The following is a 15605-nucleotide window of genomic DNA, read 5'->3' as shown; positions in this document are numbered from 1 at the left end:
GCTTCGTTGTGCGCCAAGTAGTGGGATTTACGCAGATTTAAACTGAGGTTATTAAAAAGTCCTCTTCCCTCCTCTTTCAATACGCAAACTTAACAGAACTTGAAAATTACCAAAAATGACTTGGCGCACAACCTGTAAAAAAAAGAATGATTTTAAGAACGCTTTTATGAAAAAGGGTTCTTTTTTTTGTTTACCGGATGGGACATTCTAATTACCGGAAAGGAAAAAAAGCTAGGTCGCCCTGCTAAAATAGCTTACTATGAAGATACAGAAGGAGGCGGTAAGGGTCTATGTTTGAGGGGTTGAAAATTCAAATGGAGATTGGCAAGAAGTGGACAGCGCCGGAGGTCCGGATTCGAGCGGCTGAAGAAAAAATAGGTAATCAAATTGCTGGCTGTCTAGAAGCGTTTCAAGAGGAGCAATTAATCATTAAGGTAAACGAGGAGTTTGTCTTACTGGATAAAACAGACATTATTTATTTAGAAGTATTCAATAAAATCATGACCCTGTATACGACGAAGGACAGTTATTCTTTTCGTAAATCGCTGATTGCGTTGAAGGAGGAGCTGCCAAGTGAACATTTTTTACAGGTGTCAAAATCAGCGCTAGTCAATACAAAAGCAATTCAAAAATTAGAGGTGGCCTTTTCCGGCAGTCTATATGCCTATTTAAGCAATGGTCAAAGGATTACTGTTTCTCGTCGGTTTGTCGATCAGTTAAAACAGCATTTAGGAATCAAAAGGAGGAGTAAAAATGAAACGAGTACTTAAATTATTAGGTCAGTCGGTAGGGATCGGCAGTGCTATTTGTATGTTATTTGCGCTGATTTATGCGGATAATCACGTCAGAAAAATCGTCTTGAGCTTTGTCCTGTTATCGGTGGTGATCGGGTTATTGAGTCTGATTTATGAAGCGAAAAAGTTGCCGTTGCTAGTCCAAACACTGATTCATCTGGGAGGAAGCTTCATTGCTTTCTTGATTGTTGCGGGGATAAATCAATGGTTTCCCTTTAAGTGGCAGGTTATCTTATCGGCATCGATCTCGTTTTTCCTGATCTTTTTTGGGATTTGGATTTTTAATTATTTGAAATATAAACAGGAGATCAACCAAATTAATCAGAAATTGCACTAGAATAGGCTTTTTGAGAGTCAGCGGTCGAAAACTGCTGATTTTTTTAATGTTAAATATTGACAAGTTTACTTGTCAGCTTTATACTATGATTGACAATAAAACTTGTCAAAAAAAGGAGTGAAGGAAAATGAGTAAGGAAAAAAGATTTAATGTACAGACGATTGAAACAAGCGGATCCGGGATTACGACAGTTGTGGTTGATAAACATTCGGGCGTGCAATACTTATTAGCGATCGTTCCTAATATGGGGTCAGGAATGGCAGTGCTGGTTGATAAGGATGGAAAGCCGCTGTTGGCTGAAATGGAGAGAGAATGATTTTTTTTTACATACGATTGACAAGAAAACTTATCAAAAATAGGAGAAAACGATCATGGAACGAAAAGTATTAATTGAAGCAAGAGGTATCTCGAAGCAGTTTAAAAACTATCAAGCGATTAATCAATTGGATTTCAAGGTTTATGAAGGAGAAATTTTTGGTTTCTTAGGTCCATCTGGTGCTGGCAAGACGACAACGATCAAGATTTTAACTGGACAATTGAGAAAAACCTCAGGACAGGCCAGTATTTTAGGTATTCCTGTAGAGCATGTCGATGAAGATATTTATAAGAGAATCGGGATTGTTTCTGATATGAGTGGCTTTTATGAAAAATTGACCGTCTATCAGAATTTGAAGTTTTTTGCGAAGTTGTTAAATGTGGACCCCGCATCAATTGATGAGCTATTAAAAAAATTTGGGTTATATGAACATCGACAAAAGTTAGCGGAAAAGCTTTCAAGAGGGATGAAGCAGCGTTTGGTACTGATTCGGGCGATATTGCATAAGCCGCAGCTGCTCTTTTTGGATGAGCCAACTAGCGGACTAGATCCTGTTTCTGCGTTATCGGTCCATCAAATGATGGAGGAATTACGAGCGGAAGGGACGTCAATTTTTCTAACGACCCACAATATGGAAGAAGCGGATAAGCTTTGCGATCGAGTGGCACTGTTGAACGAAGGGATCATTGCTGAACTGGATACACCAGAGAATTTACGACTTAAATTCAACAAACAGAAACGCTTCAATGTTCATCTGACTGACGACACGGAAGTTCAATTGATGCAATCAGTTGAAACCGCCAAGCTGATTGAAAAATGGATCGCCGCAGATCGAGTGGAGACGATCCATTCATGCGAGCCCACGTTAGAAAAAGTCTTTTTGGAAGCCACAGGGAGGAAGTTAATATGAGTAATACAATGAAACGGCTCAATGCCATAATGGGCTTGAAATTTCAAACGATCTTGAGTAATTTGAGTATGATGAGCAATCCGATCATTGCTTTAATCATCGTGATGGTTTTTCGCCGAGTAATGGCGAACCTGCCGCAAGCAAATGGCGCCTTTCGCGTGGATGCCTTTCTACTGGGATTGGGGCTGATCATGAATATCGTTTCTGGCGGGTTGATGATCAGCAGCACGTCGATCGCTGAAGAAAAAGAGAAGCATACGTTGCGGGTCTTGATGACCTCCTCAGTAAAAAGCAATGAGTATTTGGTCGGGTCATTGATCCCAACTTTTAGTATCATCATGATTGTTAATCTTCTTTTAATTCCAGCGAGTGGGATAGCTTATTCAGCCATTGATCTTCCGGTTTTTCTTTTGATTACCGCTGCTGGAACCCTGATTAGTATTGTTTTAGGCTTTGTAGTCGGGATTTTGACGAAGGATCAGACACAATCTGGCGTGATCTGTACGCCGCTTCTGCTTGTTTTTACGATGCTTCCTCAGCTGCGTTTTTTCAGTTCGACGATTGATAAAGTGTCTAGTTATAGCTATTCTGGAGTGATTGCTGGTTATGTCGATGGAATTTTCAGCAAAGAAGGCTATTCTCTCAATATGCCGGATCTTGTAACAATGGCCATTTGGTTTGTTTTAGGAATCGTAATTTTTCTTATAGCGTATAGAAAACGAGGCATGGAGTCTGATTAATCAATCTTAAGCTATTCATTCTTCAGAAAATTAGCTATAATGTTTAATTAGAAAGTAGGGATCATCTTTGAAAAAAGAAGAAATACTGGCAAAAAGCCGTGAAGAAAATCGAAAAAAGGATCCTTACCGTGAAGAAGTTCAAAAACGTTCGAATTCTTTTAGCGGGTTGGTCGTAGTTCTTTTATCAACGGGTCTTTTTGTCATTCAAATGTTACTTGATAGAGGCTTTAATTTTGGGCTTTACGCGGTTAGTTTTTCTTATGGTGCTACAGACTTTCTGGTAAGATACTATTACTTAAGAAGACGTAGAGAGTTGATTTTCGGGATCATCTATTTATTGGTTACGATCGCAATGATCATTTTTCACATAAAACAGCTGGTTTCTGATCCTAAGATAGTCTAGGTGAGTCGTATGTCTGAAGAAAAATTAGTCTTAAAAAATCGTTTAAAAGAAGCGCGAAAAGAAAAGAAATTATCCCAAGCCGCACTTGCTAAGTTAGTCGGCGTGTCACGAACAACTATTAGCTCGATTGAGACGGGCCAGTTCAGTCCAACGGCTAAATTAGCCTTGGTTTTGTGTATCGCACTGGATGTGAAGTTTGAAGATTTGTTCTATTTTTAAATAATAATCTGAATTTTTACTGCCGATGATAAATATCATTGGCTTTTTTGTTTCTATATACCATTTTTTTGCAAAAATAACAAAAAAACGAACAAGTGAAACAATGAACAATCGTTTATAATAGTGGTGAGGGGAGATTGGTTTATCTATAGATTGTAAGCAGTCTCAAATGTTTTATTCCTGTTGTTGAGTTGATCCAGTGGTAGGTTAGTCCGGCTTCTATTTAGGAGGAATGACGAACATGGATTCAAGTAGACACGAAAGAATTTATCGAAGGAGTAACAAGATAAGTCGTATATTTCAGGTGCTTTTCTATTTTCTTGTCATGTTAAGCGTAGTTTTTCCAACCGATGAGGTTCTTATTTATTTAACGATGATCTGTTTGATCATGGCTTTGATCGTTTTGGTATTTCCTTTTTGTATGAGTTATTTAAAAAAAGAATAGGATAAACAAAATGATTTTTGTCCTTTTGAAAAAACGAATTGTGTCACACTGCCGGGAGCTTATATAAAAAGTTCCTGGTTTTTTTAGTAAAAGAGGGTTTAGTCTACAAACTTTGACGCGGATGGGTGAAAACGTATATGATGGCAATAGAAAGGGTTAAAAGGAGTTAAAAAATATGTGGGGACATAGGAAAAAGGGGGCCATCGTATGAAAAAGAGGCATAAGAAGGGGAAAAAGGACAAGAAGTATGAACTGTTTGATGCGCTTTGTCAGGAAATGGAAGAAAAGGATTATCATAAACAAGATAAAACCTTTTCGGCAAAGGAGACGGGAACTCAGGGAATGCTGCTGCCGCTTCCGTTGATCGTGTTGGTTGTAATCGGGTATTTTTGGCGTTGGGGAGCGGACGCATCGCCATTGTGGGAGATTGATTTTCTCTTGTTTTTGGGCTTATTTATCCTTTCATTTCCAGTACATGAGCTGATTCATGGACTGGCTTGGGCAAATTATGCAAAAAAGAAAATGAAAAGCATCACCTTTGGATTTAATGTCAAGGAGTTAATGCCGTATTGCCATTGTAAGGAAGCTTTAGCGGCAAAAGCCTATAAGATCGGTGTTTTAGCACCCGTTGTTGTATTAGCTGGCGGCTATTTTCTTCTGTCGCTGCTGTTTCCAAATACGGAACTGATCTTGCTCTCAGCATTTAATATTTTTATGGCTGCTGGGGATTTGATGATCTTTTGGAGTGCACGTTCAATTCATGAAGGCCTTGTGATTGATCATCCAGAATTACCGGGCTTTGTTGTTTTTACAAAATAGAAAAACAAACAGGATTCTGCTTTTTAGCAGAATCCTGTTTGTTTGAATTTGCCTTTATAACTGCAAGTTTAAATACTATTAAAAATGAGCTCCTATATTAGAACAGGCGTTAGCGTTTTAAATACATTCCTAGACTTTCTGGGGCGGTTTCTACAAAGCCAAATTGAGCATACAGCTTATCTGCAGGAGAATCAGCAATCAAATTTACATAGGCTTGCGGATCAATCTCATCATGAACGTGTTTCATCAACAGCTCCATGATCCTCTTTGCCAACCCTTTGCCTTGTTCTGTCGGATGAACGGCAATGTCCACAATCTGATAAGCAGTACCGCCATCACCAATGATTCGCCCCATTCCGATCAACTTTTGATCGGTATTGCTTCGGATAATTACTGAATAAATGCTATTGGCTAATCCCATTTTACTGGCTTCTCTGCCTCGTGCAGATAATCCGCAACGTTGTCGCAGTGCCAAGTATTCATCAACCTCGGGAGTATCAATTCTGATGACGTAGTTTTCCATCGCAAACATCCTTTCCATGTCTTCCTACGCCCATTCTACGCTATTCACTAAAAGAAACAAGAAATAAGATACGCAAATAATCTAAATCTCCCGTTTTATTATTTTAATCAAAAATAAAAAACTAAGATATTTTTCTGATTCTTTCCCATAATACAAGTGGTTTTGCTTTATGGATAAGCAGTAAAGGGAAGGAAAAAAATTTTTGACTGATTGACAGGTGGTTTCCGTTAGGATTATAGTCGAGGCGTGATCACAAGCGAATATGAGAGGAGAATGATCTTGACAGAAGCATTATTTACCCCGCAGCAAGTGTTTTCGCTCCGGCCCAAAACATTACAGACCAGAATAGATACACATTACAAAGAAACCCATGATGCGAAATCAACGATTCAAATTCTGATAGCGCTTCAAGTACGAGATGAATTAGGGGAAGAGGATTTTTCGTTTTTTATGAAGAAGCTTGTTCGTAAATTGTTTTTGGAGACGAAAACCTCGCGCACGTTGCGCCGCTACTATTTTTATTTTAAACATTATTTTTCTTCCAATGAATGGAAGGTCGTGTCTATCAGATTATTTTCAGTTAAGAACTATGTGACTGAAAAAATTGAAAAGCTCTGTACCCAATTTATAAAAGAACCACTAGCTAAACTAGCTGGCTCATGACGGTAAGATTAGACGCATAAAATACAACAAGAAAAGAGGAGAAAAACATGTTAAGTCTATCGGCAACGTTTGAAAAAAGCAACGGCAGAAAACATACGTGGCGGTTGAAAGACGCCAATCCGAATAAGACTGCCGAAGAAATAAGAACGCAACTAGAAAAGCTGACGACCCTAGATATTTTTGAAAAGAATGGTGTCAATTTCTTCGAAAAGGTTGTTACAGCGAAATTTATTGAAACGATTGAGACATCGATTTTCGATAAAGAAACAGAGGAACAATCAGAAGTATCAGAAGCTGCAGAAGCACCAAGAGAGACACGAAAGAATCCAGCGCACTCGGTGCAAACCATTCAGGAACCAAAGGATTTAATTGTTGAGCAAAGCCTGATCAAGCCTGGATTGCTTGAGCTATTTTTTGAGCTGCCGACAGGGATCGAACCACAGGATATCTCTGAGAGCGATGCAGCAGCATTAATTCTAGCTATGGTACCAGAAGGTGGAGAGATAGAGGACTTCGGTGTAATCGAAGGAACACAACCTGTCAGATTCCGACTTTTAGTCAAGCTTGAAGAGGATCTGGAGGGTCTTAATCCAGCTATAGCACCATCAAAAGCTAAGAAAAAGCGCGGTAGGCTAATCGATCGATTGAGAAAACGAAGGTCAAATTAAATAGGGAAGTAAACCAACCGGTTCACTTCCACAATTGAACATTATTTTGATTTGTAGCTGCTTAGTCGACCGTTGTCGTCCCAAGCACCAAACAGCTTGTTGGCCTTAGTATTGGTCAATAATTTCTGCAAGCGTCGATCAAAGAGTTCGGTATCAGCACTATAGCGCTGGATGTTATCGATCTTGATTCGTTGATAAAGCGCTGGGAAAGTTGAAAAGTTTTGCTGAATTTCAGGATCCGCTTCAAGCGCCTGTAAAATTCGCGGATCAATCACAAAACTTTCTGAAGACAAATCAGGCAAAGTCGCTCGACCTAAATCAGTCATCAACCCTAAATAGATTAAACGACGAGCTCGTTCCTTATTCAACTCGGTCCATTGGCTCTTTTTCGTTCTAGGTGAGAGTCGCTGTGCGATTTCCGTTGCGGAAAGCTTCTTTTTAGTGCTGTCGATCCAGCCAAAGCAAAGAGCTTCCTCCACGATATCTAAATAGGTCAGGTTCGATTGCTCACGATCAATCACGATCCAGCAATCGTTTGCACTTGCTGCATTTTTCGTTAACCAATCTCTCAGATCCTGTCGGCTCTGAGGTTTATATAAATTGTTCATTTCCAAAGTCGTCACCTAGTTTCTTTCTGTGTCTAGTGAACGAATCCGTTCGCCAGCGGCGGGAAGTTGATTATTGACGATATCCCAAGAATGTCCATTGTATTTTTCATAGGTCTCAAACACCAGTGGAAGACCATTGGCTGATTCGATTATTGCCGAGTCCATCAATTGAAAATGCAAATGTGGCTCAGTGGAATTTCCTGAATGCCCTACATTGCCAAGATAGGTTCCCTGGCTAATTTTTTCTCCCTCGGTGACAGCGATCGAGTCTTTTTGCAGATGACAAAAGGCGGCGTAGGCTCTTTCGGACTTTTTGAGGAGAAGATAATTTCCTGCGATTGCCTCAAAGCCATCCTGTTTTGGGTTGAAAAAAAGGGAATGACGGATGGCAGTTGTTTGGTCATGAAGCCATGAAGCATTTTCCCCATCGGGAGTATTGTTCTTTACTGTAATGACTTCGCCAGTAAAGGGAGCATAGACGGGTTGACCAAAACAATAATAGCTTTCTAAGGGAACTCCGCCAAAGAAATAAGCAGCTGAACCTCCAGTATGCGAGGCTTCTTTCTGATCCTTTTGAATAAAATCAAAGGCATAACGCAATCCAAAACGATCCGTGCCATGACTCGGGATTCGATCAGCTGGGCTTGTTTCCGTGTACCATTCTCCACGTAAAGGAAAGGCGATAGCAGTTGCTTCTTTTTCCATCACAGAACCTTCTTTCTGTTGCGGGTTATTTTTTGTGACCAATTGTAAGATAGACCAGAAAAGCAGCAGACAACTAATGACAATCAGTATCTTTTTCATCGTGCGTCCTCAATTACTTTTCATAAAAAACGTCTTTAAGATCTTCCAGATACTGGGTTAGTTTATCAGCAATGGCTTGAAAATCAATCTGATCACGATCTGCCTTTTTCAGTTCCTCCAAAATTTCATTGGTAAATCCAATATTCCCCCAAAGAATCAATTGCTTACAGCGTTCAACATTAAGTCCCGTTCGGAATTTCGTTTCATCAATCCCTTGAAATAAATCCTTGTTACAAGAAGAATGCTGTTGTTTGGCTATGTCAGCTACTTTTTGATTGATCTTTTCTGCTTTTGTTTCAAACGTCAAATTAGTAAAATCAAAAATCCACGGATTGCGTTTCATTAAGTCAATCTGGAGTGTATATGATTGCCGCAAACGATTAAAAAGATCTTTTTCCTGCCAATTTAATTTATTCCAATAGTCCTCAGCAATAGTCTTCTGACAATAATTCAGCAGAAGTAAAAACAACTCCTCTTTGCTTTTAACATAGTGAAACATCAATGCCTTCGAAATTCCCGCAGCCTTTGCGATTCGATTCGTTGAAGCCTCATCATATCCTCGTTGCGAAAACTCCTGTAGTGCCGCATTATAAATTTTTTGCATTTTTGGATCTTTCGGATTGATTTCAGTCAACATGCTCACTCCTTTACCTAATAGGTCAATTAGAGTCTAACAGTATTTACCTGATAGGTCAATTGTGAAGAGTGGAAAAACCAACAACAGTTTTTGTTATTGGTTCGTCCTAAACGATTGAATTACTTCATCGCTGAAATGATCCAAGTCACGCCATATTTATCCTTCACACAACCACTGATACTGCCGTCATCAGGGGGAGGATTGCTGGCGATTGCCGCAATAATGATGCCTTCTTCAGCGAGTTCTGAAAAGGCGTTTCTAGCCATAATTTCCTCCGGTAGGTGTGCTTGAATCGCGACATTTCCAGTTGTTTCGATTGGTTCTAGATAATCTGCACCAGTGATACCAGCGGTTTCGCTGACAGCAAGCCGAGCATGCATCACCTTATTTTTTAGTTCGCTGTTAATTGGGAATTCAGGATTCTCTGGTATTTCATCGTATTTGGACAGATGTTGAATAGTACCGTTGAACAGCCGAGCATACCACAAAAAAGCCTCTTCACAATCCCCATTAAAACTGATGTAGGGTGTAAACATAAACTTTAACCACCTCTTTCATTTCTATACTTGAAAGTATACCGTCACAATTTATAGGGGTCATTGTAAAAAAGTGACATCTTTGTTAAGTATTCTTTAGGGGTGAGTCCATAAAGCGCAGTAAAGTCATGAACAAAATGAGGATAGTCGTGATGGCCGGTTTGCTCAAATAGCAAAGCAATGTGAGGGCTGCTCTGTAGTAGCTCTACGGCATTCTTCATGCGGACAATGCGAGAACAGGTCTTTACTTTCGTACCAACATATTTCATAAATAAGCGATTTAATTGTTTTTCACTGTAGTAGGTTTGCCGCGCCAAGTCCTTCACATGAATCGCTCCATTGCTTTCAAGAATTTTTTCAAAGGCAATGCGAAAAGCAGGGTTAAGTTCTGTATCATGAATGGCAGCTAAAAAAATAGAATCAAGCTTATTCGTTAAATCAGGAATATTTTTAGCGATGAAATACGCTTCGGCTATTTGTTCAGTTAATGATTGGTTTAAATCAGTAAAGAGAAAGCCCTCATCCGCCAAATGATGTTGATCAATGTTCAGAAAGGGGTAAAGTCCGGCTGAATGAAACTCAATTAAAAACATAAAATCAAATTGTCGGGCATAGTCAGCGATCATAGTTGGTTTGGTATTCACTCCACGTAAGCCAGCAGTGAATTGTCCGTTCTTAAAAGTACAGACAAGGGTTGAACTGATTGTCGGCAGGATTGTTTGCTGCGGATGCATCGTACTTGGATCGGTAAATGTATAGTTCGCAATGTATGGACGCAACAGTCTGTGAGGAGGAAGGACAATCATATTGCCATTGATTTTTGGAAATGAACACTGATAAATATTTTTTTTATTTAACATAAGCTTATCCTCCAATAGGCAATTTTTAAAATCCGTTTTTCACACTAGCGATCCATTTCTCAATGGTCTCAGTCAAAAGCATCTGCTGCTGCATCACGGCTTTTGCTGTTTCAGGGATTTCCTTCGAAGCTTTGCTATCTGAGATGTCTTCCTCTAGTTTCAATTTCATCTTATTAACATTGGCTTCGATGATACCGATGCAAGCTTTTTGGTCTGTGGGTGATAGGCTATCGAGGTTAAGGATGACGGCATTGAAGTCTAAGAAAATATTGATGGGACGGGCGGCGATTCCTAGCATTAGTTTTTCGAATTCTGTCTGGCCTTTTTTAGTCAATGAATAGACAGCCTTCTCTGGCATCTTACCATTTTTCTTCAGGGTGCTTTTGACGTAGCCCTGTTTCTCCAGCTGCAGCATTTTTTTGTAGATGGTGGGGGTGCTAACTTTTACCCATTGAGAAATGTTCCGATAGTCAATCAGTTTTTGAATATCATAGGCACTCAGAGATTCCTTTTTTAGGATTCCTAGAACAATCAAATCAATCGTCCGCATCGCTTAACCCTTCTTTCTATCGTGTTTTCTTTATGATCTATCTACGAGTGATCGTAGAACTACTACTATCTTTTATAGTATTCTGTTTTGTTGGTCACGTCAAGCGTTGAAGGGGGAGGTAGGAACAAATTGATTACAGAAAAATGTGATCGTCCTCAAAGTGACGTATCTATTCGTTAGAATTTTCTTATTGTTGCAACTAATCATTTTTTTAACCGATCATCAAGTTTCTGGGAGTTAACCCAAATTCTTTTCAGTATATAATTTAAAGGAGAAGAGGAATGAAGGACTGTCAGTTAATGAATGCGAAAATCAGGTGACGTTTTGTGTCTGAAAAGGAGGAAGAGACATGCGTACAAAAGTATTGGTCCAGCAAAGAGGCGGGACCTTTGATCAGGCGGTGCAAAGCCAATTAATTTTGGGGTGGATTATTTTAGCGGCAGCTAGTCTGCTGCGGGGATTTCTGTTGGTGCTGTTCTAACTTTATTTTTTTAGTTCCTGTCGTCATTGCTTGTAAGAATCAAGCCTAAGAAAGGCGGCGTCTCCTAATTGAGACGCCGCCTTTTTCTATTTCCCATCTACTTTCTTCTGTAAGTGCCTGTTTCTGTTGTACATAAAGATGACAACGGCTAGTAAGAGAATAATGACGGCGATTCCTATCCAAATCCAAGGATTGGTCGATTCTTTTTCGATCGATACATCCTTGTCATTGTAATCGTTGGCTTTTTCTTGATTGATGGTGAATTTCGGGCTGCCTGTCCATTTTTGATCATCAGCGTTGATGGTCATTTTGACGGTATAGGTGCCGGGTGAAAATTCGGTATTATCCATCTGGATCAAGAAGGGCATACGTGAGCTTGGGGCCATAGTCAGTTTCTCTTTTTTGGCTTTAGCAATCGTTTTCCCATCTTTTTCGACTTGATAGTCAACAGACATATTCTTCACATAGGTGGCCTTTTCATTATCGACAATCACGTTTACTGCATTGCGGTGATTGACTTGCAGAGCGTTTGCTTTGGCGATAGTCAAATTTGGTTTTACCTCGTCTGTCTTGTTTTGCAGCAAGACAGCGATCTCTCGTGAAAACACATTTTTGATATTGCCTTCGACTTTTTCAGTTGAAAGTTGTTCGATGTAAAGACCGCCGGCTAAAATTCCCTCAAATTCTTTGTCTGGCATCTTTACATCCAAATAAATATCCTTTGATTCCTTTGGTGCTAAATCAATGGTTGGATCACTAAGTTTGACGTAGTCGGTGATATTGGGACCAAAATTACTCTCATCTTCATTCATCCCAGAGTACTCAACGACCCCTAAACTGTTCGTGACCGCTCGATTGAAGGTGGCCTTCAGCTTGATCGGCTGTTCTGTCCGATTGGTCAAGGTGATTGTCAGTCGCTCGGATTCCTTGGGCTGATACTGCAAATCATAATAAAGCTGATCTTTCTCAATTTGATGCTCTGATGGGTGAATGACCGCATCAAAGCTATCCAATGATTCTCCATGAGCGACAATTGGTAAAAATGAAAAGGCTAATAGGAGGCATACACCTCGAAATAAATAAATTAGCTGCTTTAGCATTTTTCTTTCTCCTTCAATTGTATTTTCCGCGTAATGGAAGAGTCTCTCTCAATGTTTTCTTTCCCCTTATCTATCAATCAAAGGGCAAAATCTTCGTCTGACAGAATGAAGTCACTTTCACAGTAAGCGCGGCTGTCGTTGGGATTTTGCCCGAGTTTTTTTTAGCTAGGTGTTGCTGAGAAGGTCCAGACGACGGTTGTTTGGTATTGGGCCGCTGTTTTTGCTGTGTTGGCTGGGACGTTCAGACTAAATTTATTGATTGGCAGTGCGGTCTCGCCAGCGCCTTCATTCGCTTGTGCGGTGATGACGGAGCCCGTCTGCCCAATAACCAATCCAAGCGTGCTGTTATTGGCGATTCCATCTCCTGTTGGCAAAGCGTTCAGGTTATTGGTAAGTGTACCAACGGTAAAGGATAGGATTGCTCCAGAAAGCACATTTTGTCCAGCTTTGAATTGTTCTGGTTGTGCCACTTTTACTGACCAGCCAGTGCCCACGGTTCCACGGTTATCACTAACAGCTACCTGCCCAGTTGTTACGGAAGAGGTTTGATTGCCATCAGAGGTAGCTGTCCAGCTCTCTGCTTGTTTTGTTTGAATTGGATGCGAACCAAAGTTCAAATTGGTTGGCAAGGACGCACTTGGATCGCCGGAAACTTGCGGATCAAAGGTGATACCGCCGGAGGTATAGTCTACAGTCCCAGTTGTGTCGGCCGAATGAACACTCGTTGCGAAAGTAAATAAGCTGCCGGCAAAAAAGGCGGCTGCGAATAAGGCTGCTTGTTTTTTCATCAGTTTTTCCTCCTATAGTGAACGATTCGCCACCCTAAAAAAGCGATTGCGAGAATCAGTAAACCAATACTAACTAAAAAGGTATTTCGTTGATCATTCGTTTGTAGAAAACGGGTGATGCCTGAGTGCTGCTTCCTGCTTTGTCTACTAGGTGAAGCAGGAGATTCTTTATGATTCGCAACATCCGTCGTGCTGTTGCTCGTTTCGCCAGTCCTGCTCTGAGAGCTTGTGGTGGAACGAGAAGAACTGTCACTAGCTGCCGTACTGCTTTCGTAATAGTACTGAACCTTGCCATTAGTAACGGCTGCTTCGATCGTTGGAGAAGGGACAACGAAGAGTGACAGAAAAACCAAAAGGATGCCAATCTGTGTCTTCAATTGTCTCCCCCTTTCTTGGAAAATGTAGTGGCTCTTTTCTGCGCAGAAAAGAAAATATTTCTTATGTCGGCATTATATAGGTCGCCTTGAAAATAACGCTATCAGAATGCTCACAGAATCTTCACAGTTAAGCAAAAAATTTCCCGCTTTCTTAAGTACCGGGTTTAATTAAGGGAGAAGACAATGAATGAAAGGGCTTTTTTATCAGTTTATTGGTAATTGATTGAGTATTAAAAACAAGATTTCCAAATCATTTTGCACTGTTGTCGATTATTTTCTTGGAAAAGAAATTTTTGAAGGCGTTGAGTGTAACGATAGAAGGAGGAAGTAAAATGAAGGGGAAATGCTCTCGATTATTTCAACAGTTTTGGGTTATAGGTTGGGCAATTTTTCTAGTTCTCACAAGTTCAAATATTATTGTAAGTGCGGTGTCGCTGGATTTATTTTCAAATACACAAGTCAGTAATAACAGCGGGACGACCGCGGCGGCCCCGTATTTAAATGTTACGAATAAAGCAGTGACTTTTACCATAAATGGCACAACAGCGATCGGTGCAACGGCTGGAAGGACAGGGGTGAAGTATGCCTTTATCAATGTGCCCGCTCAATTAGCTGGAAATGTACAAAAAAATGGAAATGCGGCTGTCGATACGACGGTTACCGTACTTGCTTCTGATATCAAGGCCGCAACAGGAACGGTCTTAGATTTAGTGACGACTTTGACGGGGTTGCTCACGACGTTAGGCTTAGGCGCAACGGTGACGAATCTTAATAATGCGATTACGGCGTTAAACAAGGAAGATTTCGGACGACAAGTATTCGCCTCTCCAGTTGAACAATATTCTGCTACTTTGTTAAGAGCGGATATCAATCAAGGCTTGCTGCCGATAATAACGAATGCATTGATTGTTCGTTTACAAGCTGTCCAAACGGTCGTTCAAGGAATTGCTTCTGTATCGTTGATTAGCACGGCGTTGAACAATCTCTTGAATGCGTTGACGAATACCATTAGCATCCTTGGCAATGCGAATTCGACTGTTAGCAAAAATCTAGTAGCGGCTTCTATTTTAGGATCAACGAGCGTTTCATTTCCGACGTTAGTTTCTAGTCCTACAGGATTGACGCAAGATTATACGGCTATTGTACGGGGTGGGATTTTTCAAACAGATAATTTTGATGTCCAGCTATTAAGCAACTATGGTGGTAATACGAATCTTTATTTCGCAGCTGGAAGCCTAGCGATGAAGAATGAATTATTGCCAAGCAGTTTGAACTTTGGCAGTCATCCGGTTCAAACAAAAGTCGACGAAACATGGAGTGCCCATGTCGGAGGGAATAACGCCAATCCGTTGCAAACAGGAACGATCCGAATCGATGATACTCGTACCACAGCAAAAGCCTGGCAGCTGAAACTTGCGCAAACAAATGCTTGGGTGAGCGGGCAGAAAAATCTAGCCAATGCTCGGCTAGATATCGTCCTAGGTAGCGTAAATAGTAACTTTCAGAATTATTTCTCCATTTCAAATCAGACAGTCCATATGCTCCCTAGCAATCAAGTGACCTTGTTTTCCTTGAGCGCCACTACAGCTCCCGGCTATTTCGAGATGCCGCTGAATCAGTTTCAGCTTTTTGTTCCTAAAGATACACCAAAACAAACGGGAACTTATCAAACCACTCTGCAGTGGACGATTTCCAATACACCCTAAGTGATGAGCGATTAAAAGTGCCTAAGAAATTAGGCGCTTTTTTTTGTGAGTTTGTGAAAACTAATTACATTTGTTTTTCACTGTGCTATCATAAACGTATAAGTATACTGATAAAATCGATACTGAAGTTTGTGAATCATTTTGTGAAAAAACTTTTCGGATTAAACAAATGAACGTTTAAAATCAAGCCAGCTACAGGTTCAGCTTTCCTGTTTCGTCATTTTTCTTCTATTATTTATTTGGGTAAGAATAAGCCTGCTGGTGTATGAATTGTTGCAAAATGAGGAGTAAGCCCAATGATTTTGTTGGACCACAGGGGAG

Annotated in this window: 22 protein-coding genes; 12 read left to right on the top strand and 10 right to left on the bottom strand. The window is 40.3% G+C overall.

Translation table 11 applies throughout. The annotated features are described in order from the left end of the window. The first annotated feature begins 290 nt into the window (after positions 1 to 290). The 8 genes from IGI44_RS11705 (at position 291) to IGI44_RS11670 (ending at position 4983) form a co-directional block, all read left to right on the top strand. The gene (locus IGI44_RS11705; protein ID WP_438787892.1) at positions 291 to 770 is read left to right on the top strand and encodes a LytTR family DNA-binding domain-containing protein; all 480 of its coding nucleotides are present in this window, start codon (positions 291 to 293) and stop codon (positions 768 to 770) included. Beyond that, positions 754 to 1131 (top strand): DUF3021 domain-containing protein, encoded by a 378-nt coding sequence (locus IGI44_RS11700; protein WP_438787891.1) that lies wholly within the window; start codon positions 754 to 756, stop codon positions 1129 to 1131. Before IGI44_RS11705 ends, IGI44_RS11700 begins: the two co-directional genes overlap by 17 nt. 127 nt (positions 1132 to 1258) lie before the next feature. Then, a complete protein-coding gene (locus IGI44_RS11695) occupies positions 1259 to 1447 on the top strand; it encodes a DUF6440 family protein (RefSeq protein WP_438787890.1) in 189 nt (62 codons plus the stop codon). Positions 1448 to 1502: 55 nt separating this feature from the next. Next, positions 1503 to 2357 (top strand): ABC transporter ATP-binding protein, encoded by an 855-nt coding sequence (locus tag IGI44_RS11690; RefSeq protein WP_438787889.1) that lies wholly within the window; start codon positions 1503 to 1505, stop codon positions 2355 to 2357. Continuing rightward, positions 2354 to 3097: an ABC transporter permease gene (locus IGI44_RS11685; RefSeq protein ID WP_438787888.1), complete on the top strand. Its 744-nt coding sequence runs from the start codon at positions 2354 to 2356 to the stop codon at positions 3095 to 3097. Before IGI44_RS11690 ends, IGI44_RS11685 begins: the two co-directional genes overlap by 4 nt. Before the next feature lie 67 nt (positions 3098 to 3164). After that, entirely contained in the window at positions 3165 to 3500 is a 336-nt protein-coding gene (locus tag IGI44_RS11680) for a DUF6442 family protein (RefSeq protein ID WP_438787887.1), read from the top strand. 9 nt (positions 3501 to 3509) lie between these two features. After that, complete coding sequence (locus IGI44_RS11675) at positions 3510 to 3719, top strand: helix-turn-helix transcriptional regulator (RefSeq protein WP_216409822.1); 210 nt, start codon at positions 3510 to 3512, stop codon at positions 3717 to 3719. Positions 3720 to 4371: 652 nt separating this feature from the next. Continuing rightward, entirely contained in the window at positions 4372 to 4983 is a 612-nt protein-coding gene (locus tag IGI44_RS11670) for a DUF3267 domain-containing protein (RefSeq protein WP_438787886.1), read from the top strand. A gap of 109 nt (positions 4984 to 5092) precedes the next feature. On the opposite strand, the gene IGI44_RS11665 is transcribed toward IGI44_RS11670, so the two are convergent. Further along, on the bottom strand, positions 5093 to 5506 hold the full coding sequence (locus IGI44_RS11665; RefSeq protein ID WP_438787885.1) for a GNAT family N-acetyltransferase: 414 nt from the start codon (positions 5504 to 5506) through the stop codon (positions 5093 to 5095). A 279-nt stretch (positions 5507 to 5785) separates the two neighbouring features. Between IGI44_RS11665 and IGI44_RS11660 the strand changes: the two genes are divergently transcribed. Together IGI44_RS11660 and IGI44_RS11655 are read left to right on the top strand one after the other, a co-directional pair. Then, complete coding sequence (locus IGI44_RS11660; RefSeq protein ID WP_438787884.1) at positions 5786 to 6169, top strand: hypothetical protein; 384 nt, start codon at positions 5786 to 5788, stop codon at positions 6167 to 6169. Positions 6170 to 6216: 47 nt separating this feature from the next. Beyond that, on the top strand, positions 6217 to 6837 hold the full coding sequence (locus tag IGI44_RS11655) for a DUF2922 domain-containing protein (RefSeq protein ID WP_438787883.1): 621 nt from the start codon (positions 6217 to 6219) through the stop codon (positions 6835 to 6837). A gap of 41 nt (positions 6838 to 6878) precedes the next feature. On the opposite strand, the gene IGI44_RS11650 is transcribed toward IGI44_RS11655, so the two are convergent. The 6 genes from IGI44_RS11650 to IGI44_RS11625 form a co-directional block, all read right to left on the bottom strand. Then, positions 6879 to 7445, bottom strand: coding sequence for a YdeI/OmpD-associated family protein (locus tag IGI44_RS11650; RefSeq protein ID WP_438787882.1), 567 nt, complete (start codon positions 7443 to 7445; stop codon positions 6879 to 6881). A gap of 15 nt (positions 7446 to 7460) precedes the next feature. Further along, positions 7461 to 8150 carry a M23 family metallopeptidase gene (locus tag IGI44_RS11645; RefSeq protein ID WP_438788989.1) on the bottom strand — a complete coding sequence of 230 codons (690 nt, stop codon included), beginning with the start codon at positions 8148 to 8150 and terminating at the stop codon, positions 7461 to 7463. A 112-nt stretch (positions 8151 to 8262) separates the two neighbouring features. Continuing rightward, positions 8263 to 8886, bottom strand: coding sequence for a TetR/AcrR family transcriptional regulator (locus tag IGI44_RS11640; RefSeq protein ID WP_438787881.1), 624 nt, complete (start codon positions 8884 to 8886; stop codon positions 8263 to 8265). A 119-nt stretch (positions 8887 to 9005) separates the two neighbouring features. Continuing rightward, positions 9006 to 9422, bottom strand: a complete 417-nt coding sequence (locus IGI44_RS11635) for a VOC family protein (RefSeq protein ID WP_438787880.1) — start codon at positions 9420 to 9422, stop codon at positions 9006 to 9008. 44 nt (positions 9423 to 9466) lie between these two features. Continuing rightward, on the bottom strand, positions 9467 to 10282 hold the full coding sequence (locus IGI44_RS11630) for a helix-turn-helix domain-containing protein (RefSeq protein ID WP_438787879.1): 816 nt from the start codon (positions 10280 to 10282) through the stop codon (positions 9467 to 9469). 25 nt (positions 10283 to 10307) lie between these two features. Next, positions 10308 to 10832, bottom strand: a complete 525-nt coding sequence (locus tag IGI44_RS11625; RefSeq protein WP_438787878.1) for a PadR family transcriptional regulator — start codon at positions 10830 to 10832, stop codon at positions 10308 to 10310. 349 nt (positions 10833 to 11181) lie between these two features. Here IGI44_RS11625 and IGI44_RS11620 point away from each other — a divergent pair, with 349 nt between their 5' ends. Then, complete coding sequence (locus tag IGI44_RS11620) at positions 11182 to 11313, top strand: hypothetical protein (RefSeq protein ID WP_438787877.1); 132 nt, start codon at positions 11182 to 11184, stop codon at positions 11311 to 11313. Between the two features lie 86 nt (positions 11314 to 11399). Here IGI44_RS11620 and IGI44_RS11615 read toward each other — a convergent pair whose 3' ends face one another. The 3 genes from IGI44_RS11615 to IGI44_RS11605 form a co-directional block, all read right to left on the bottom strand. Beyond that, a complete protein-coding gene (locus IGI44_RS11615) occupies positions 11400 to 12413 on the bottom strand; it encodes a DUF916 and DUF3324 domain-containing protein (protein WP_438787876.1) in 1014 nt (337 codons plus the stop codon). Positions 12414 to 12574: 161 nt separating this feature from the next. Next, complete coding sequence (locus IGI44_RS11610) at positions 12575 to 13201, bottom strand: WxL domain-containing protein (RefSeq protein WP_438787875.1); 627 nt, start codon at positions 13199 to 13201, stop codon at positions 12575 to 12577. Further along, complete coding sequence (locus IGI44_RS11605; protein ID WP_438787874.1) at positions 13201 to 13578, bottom strand: LPXTG cell wall anchor domain-containing protein; 378 nt, start codon at positions 13576 to 13578, stop codon at positions 13201 to 13203. Before IGI44_RS11605 ends, IGI44_RS11610 begins: the two co-directional genes overlap by 1 nt. Positions 13579 to 13910: 332 nt before the next feature. On the opposite strand from IGI44_RS11605, the gene IGI44_RS11600 reads away from it, so the two are divergent. Then, positions 13911 to 15284 (top strand): adhesive domain-containing protein, encoded by a 1374-nt coding sequence (locus tag IGI44_RS11600; RefSeq protein ID WP_438787873.1) that lies wholly within the window; start codon positions 13911 to 13913, stop codon positions 15282 to 15284. The last annotated feature ends 321 nt before the right edge of the window (positions 15285 to 15605 follow it).

The sequence above is a fragment of the Enterococcus sp. DIV0756 genome (assembly GCF_051710745.1).
In the GTDB taxonomy this organism is placed as follows: Bacteria; Bacillota; Bacilli; order Lactobacillales; family Enterococcaceae; genus Enterococcus_A.
The sequence above is the reverse complement of the archived record's forward strand: the minus strand, read 5'-3'. Positions and strand labels throughout refer to the sequence as shown.

Bases quoted from the DNA above. Each gene is read 5' to 3' on its own strand.
- IGI44_RS11705 (WP_438787892.1), top strand. From the start codon at position 291: ATGTTTGAGGGGTTGAAAATTCAAATGGAGATTGGCAAGAAGTGGACA.
- IGI44_RS11700 (WP_438787891.1), top strand. From the start codon at position 754: ATGAAACGAGTACTTAAATTATTAGGTCAGTCGGTAGGGATCGGCAGT.
- IGI44_RS11695 (WP_438787890.1), top strand. From the start codon at position 1,259: ATGAGTAAGGAAAAAAGATTTAATGTACAGACGATTGAAACAAGCGGA.
- IGI44_RS11690 (WP_438787889.1), top strand. From the start codon at position 1,503: ATGGAACGAAAAGTATTAATTGAAGCAAGAGGTATCTCGAAGCAGTTT.
- IGI44_RS11685 (WP_438787888.1), top strand. From the start codon at position 2,354: ATGAGTAATACAATGAAACGGCTCAATGCCATAATGGGCTTGAAATTT.
- IGI44_RS11675 (WP_216409822.1), top strand. From the start codon at position 3,510: ATGTCTGAAGAAAAATTAGTCTTAAAAAATCGTTTAAAAGAAGCGCGA.
- IGI44_RS11670 (WP_438787886.1), top strand. From the start codon at position 4,372: ATGAAAAAGAGGCATAAGAAGGGGAAAAAGGACAAGAAGTATGAACTG.
- IGI44_RS11665 (WP_438787885.1), bottom strand. From the start codon at position 5,506: ATGGAAAACTACGTCATCAGAATTGATACTCCCGAGGTTGATGAATAC.
- IGI44_RS11655 (WP_438787883.1), top strand. From the start codon at position 6,217: ATGTTAAGTCTATCGGCAACGTTTGAAAAAAGCAACGGCAGAAAACAT.
- IGI44_RS11650 (WP_438787882.1), bottom strand. From the start codon at position 7,445: ATGAACAATTTATATAAACCTCAGAGCCGACAGGATCTGAGAGATTGG.
- IGI44_RS11645 (WP_438788989.1), bottom strand. From the start codon at position 8,150: ATGGAAAAAGAAGCAACTGCTATCGCCTTTCCTTTACGTGGAGAATGG.
- IGI44_RS11640 (WP_438787881.1), bottom strand. From the start codon at position 8,886: ATGTTGACTGAAATCAATCCGAAAGATCCAAAAATGCAAAAAATTTAT.
- IGI44_RS11635 (WP_438787880.1), bottom strand. From the start codon at position 9,422: ATGTTTACACCCTACATCAGTTTTAATGGGGATTGTGAAGAGGCTTTT.
- IGI44_RS11630 (WP_438787879.1), bottom strand. From the start codon at position 10,282: ATGTTAAATAAAAAAAATATTTATCAGTGTTCATTTCCAAAAATCAAT.
- IGI44_RS11625 (WP_438787878.1), bottom strand. From the start codon at position 10,832: ATGCGGACGATTGATTTGATTGTTCTAGGAATCCTAAAAAAGGAATCT.
- IGI44_RS11620 (WP_438787877.1), top strand. From the start codon at position 11,182: ATGCGTACAAAAGTATTGGTCCAGCAAAGAGGCGGGACCTTTGATCAG.
- IGI44_RS11615 (WP_438787876.1), bottom strand. From the start codon at position 12,413: ATGCTAAAGCAGCTAATTTATTTATTTCGAGGTGTATGCCTCCTATTA.
- IGI44_RS11610 (WP_438787875.1), bottom strand. From the start codon at position 13,201: ATGAAAAAACAAGCAGCCTTATTCGCAGCCGCCTTTTTTGCCGGCAGC.
- IGI44_RS11600 (WP_438787873.1), top strand. From the start codon at position 13,911: ATGAAGGGGAAATGCTCTCGATTATTTCAACAGTTTTGGGTTATAGGT.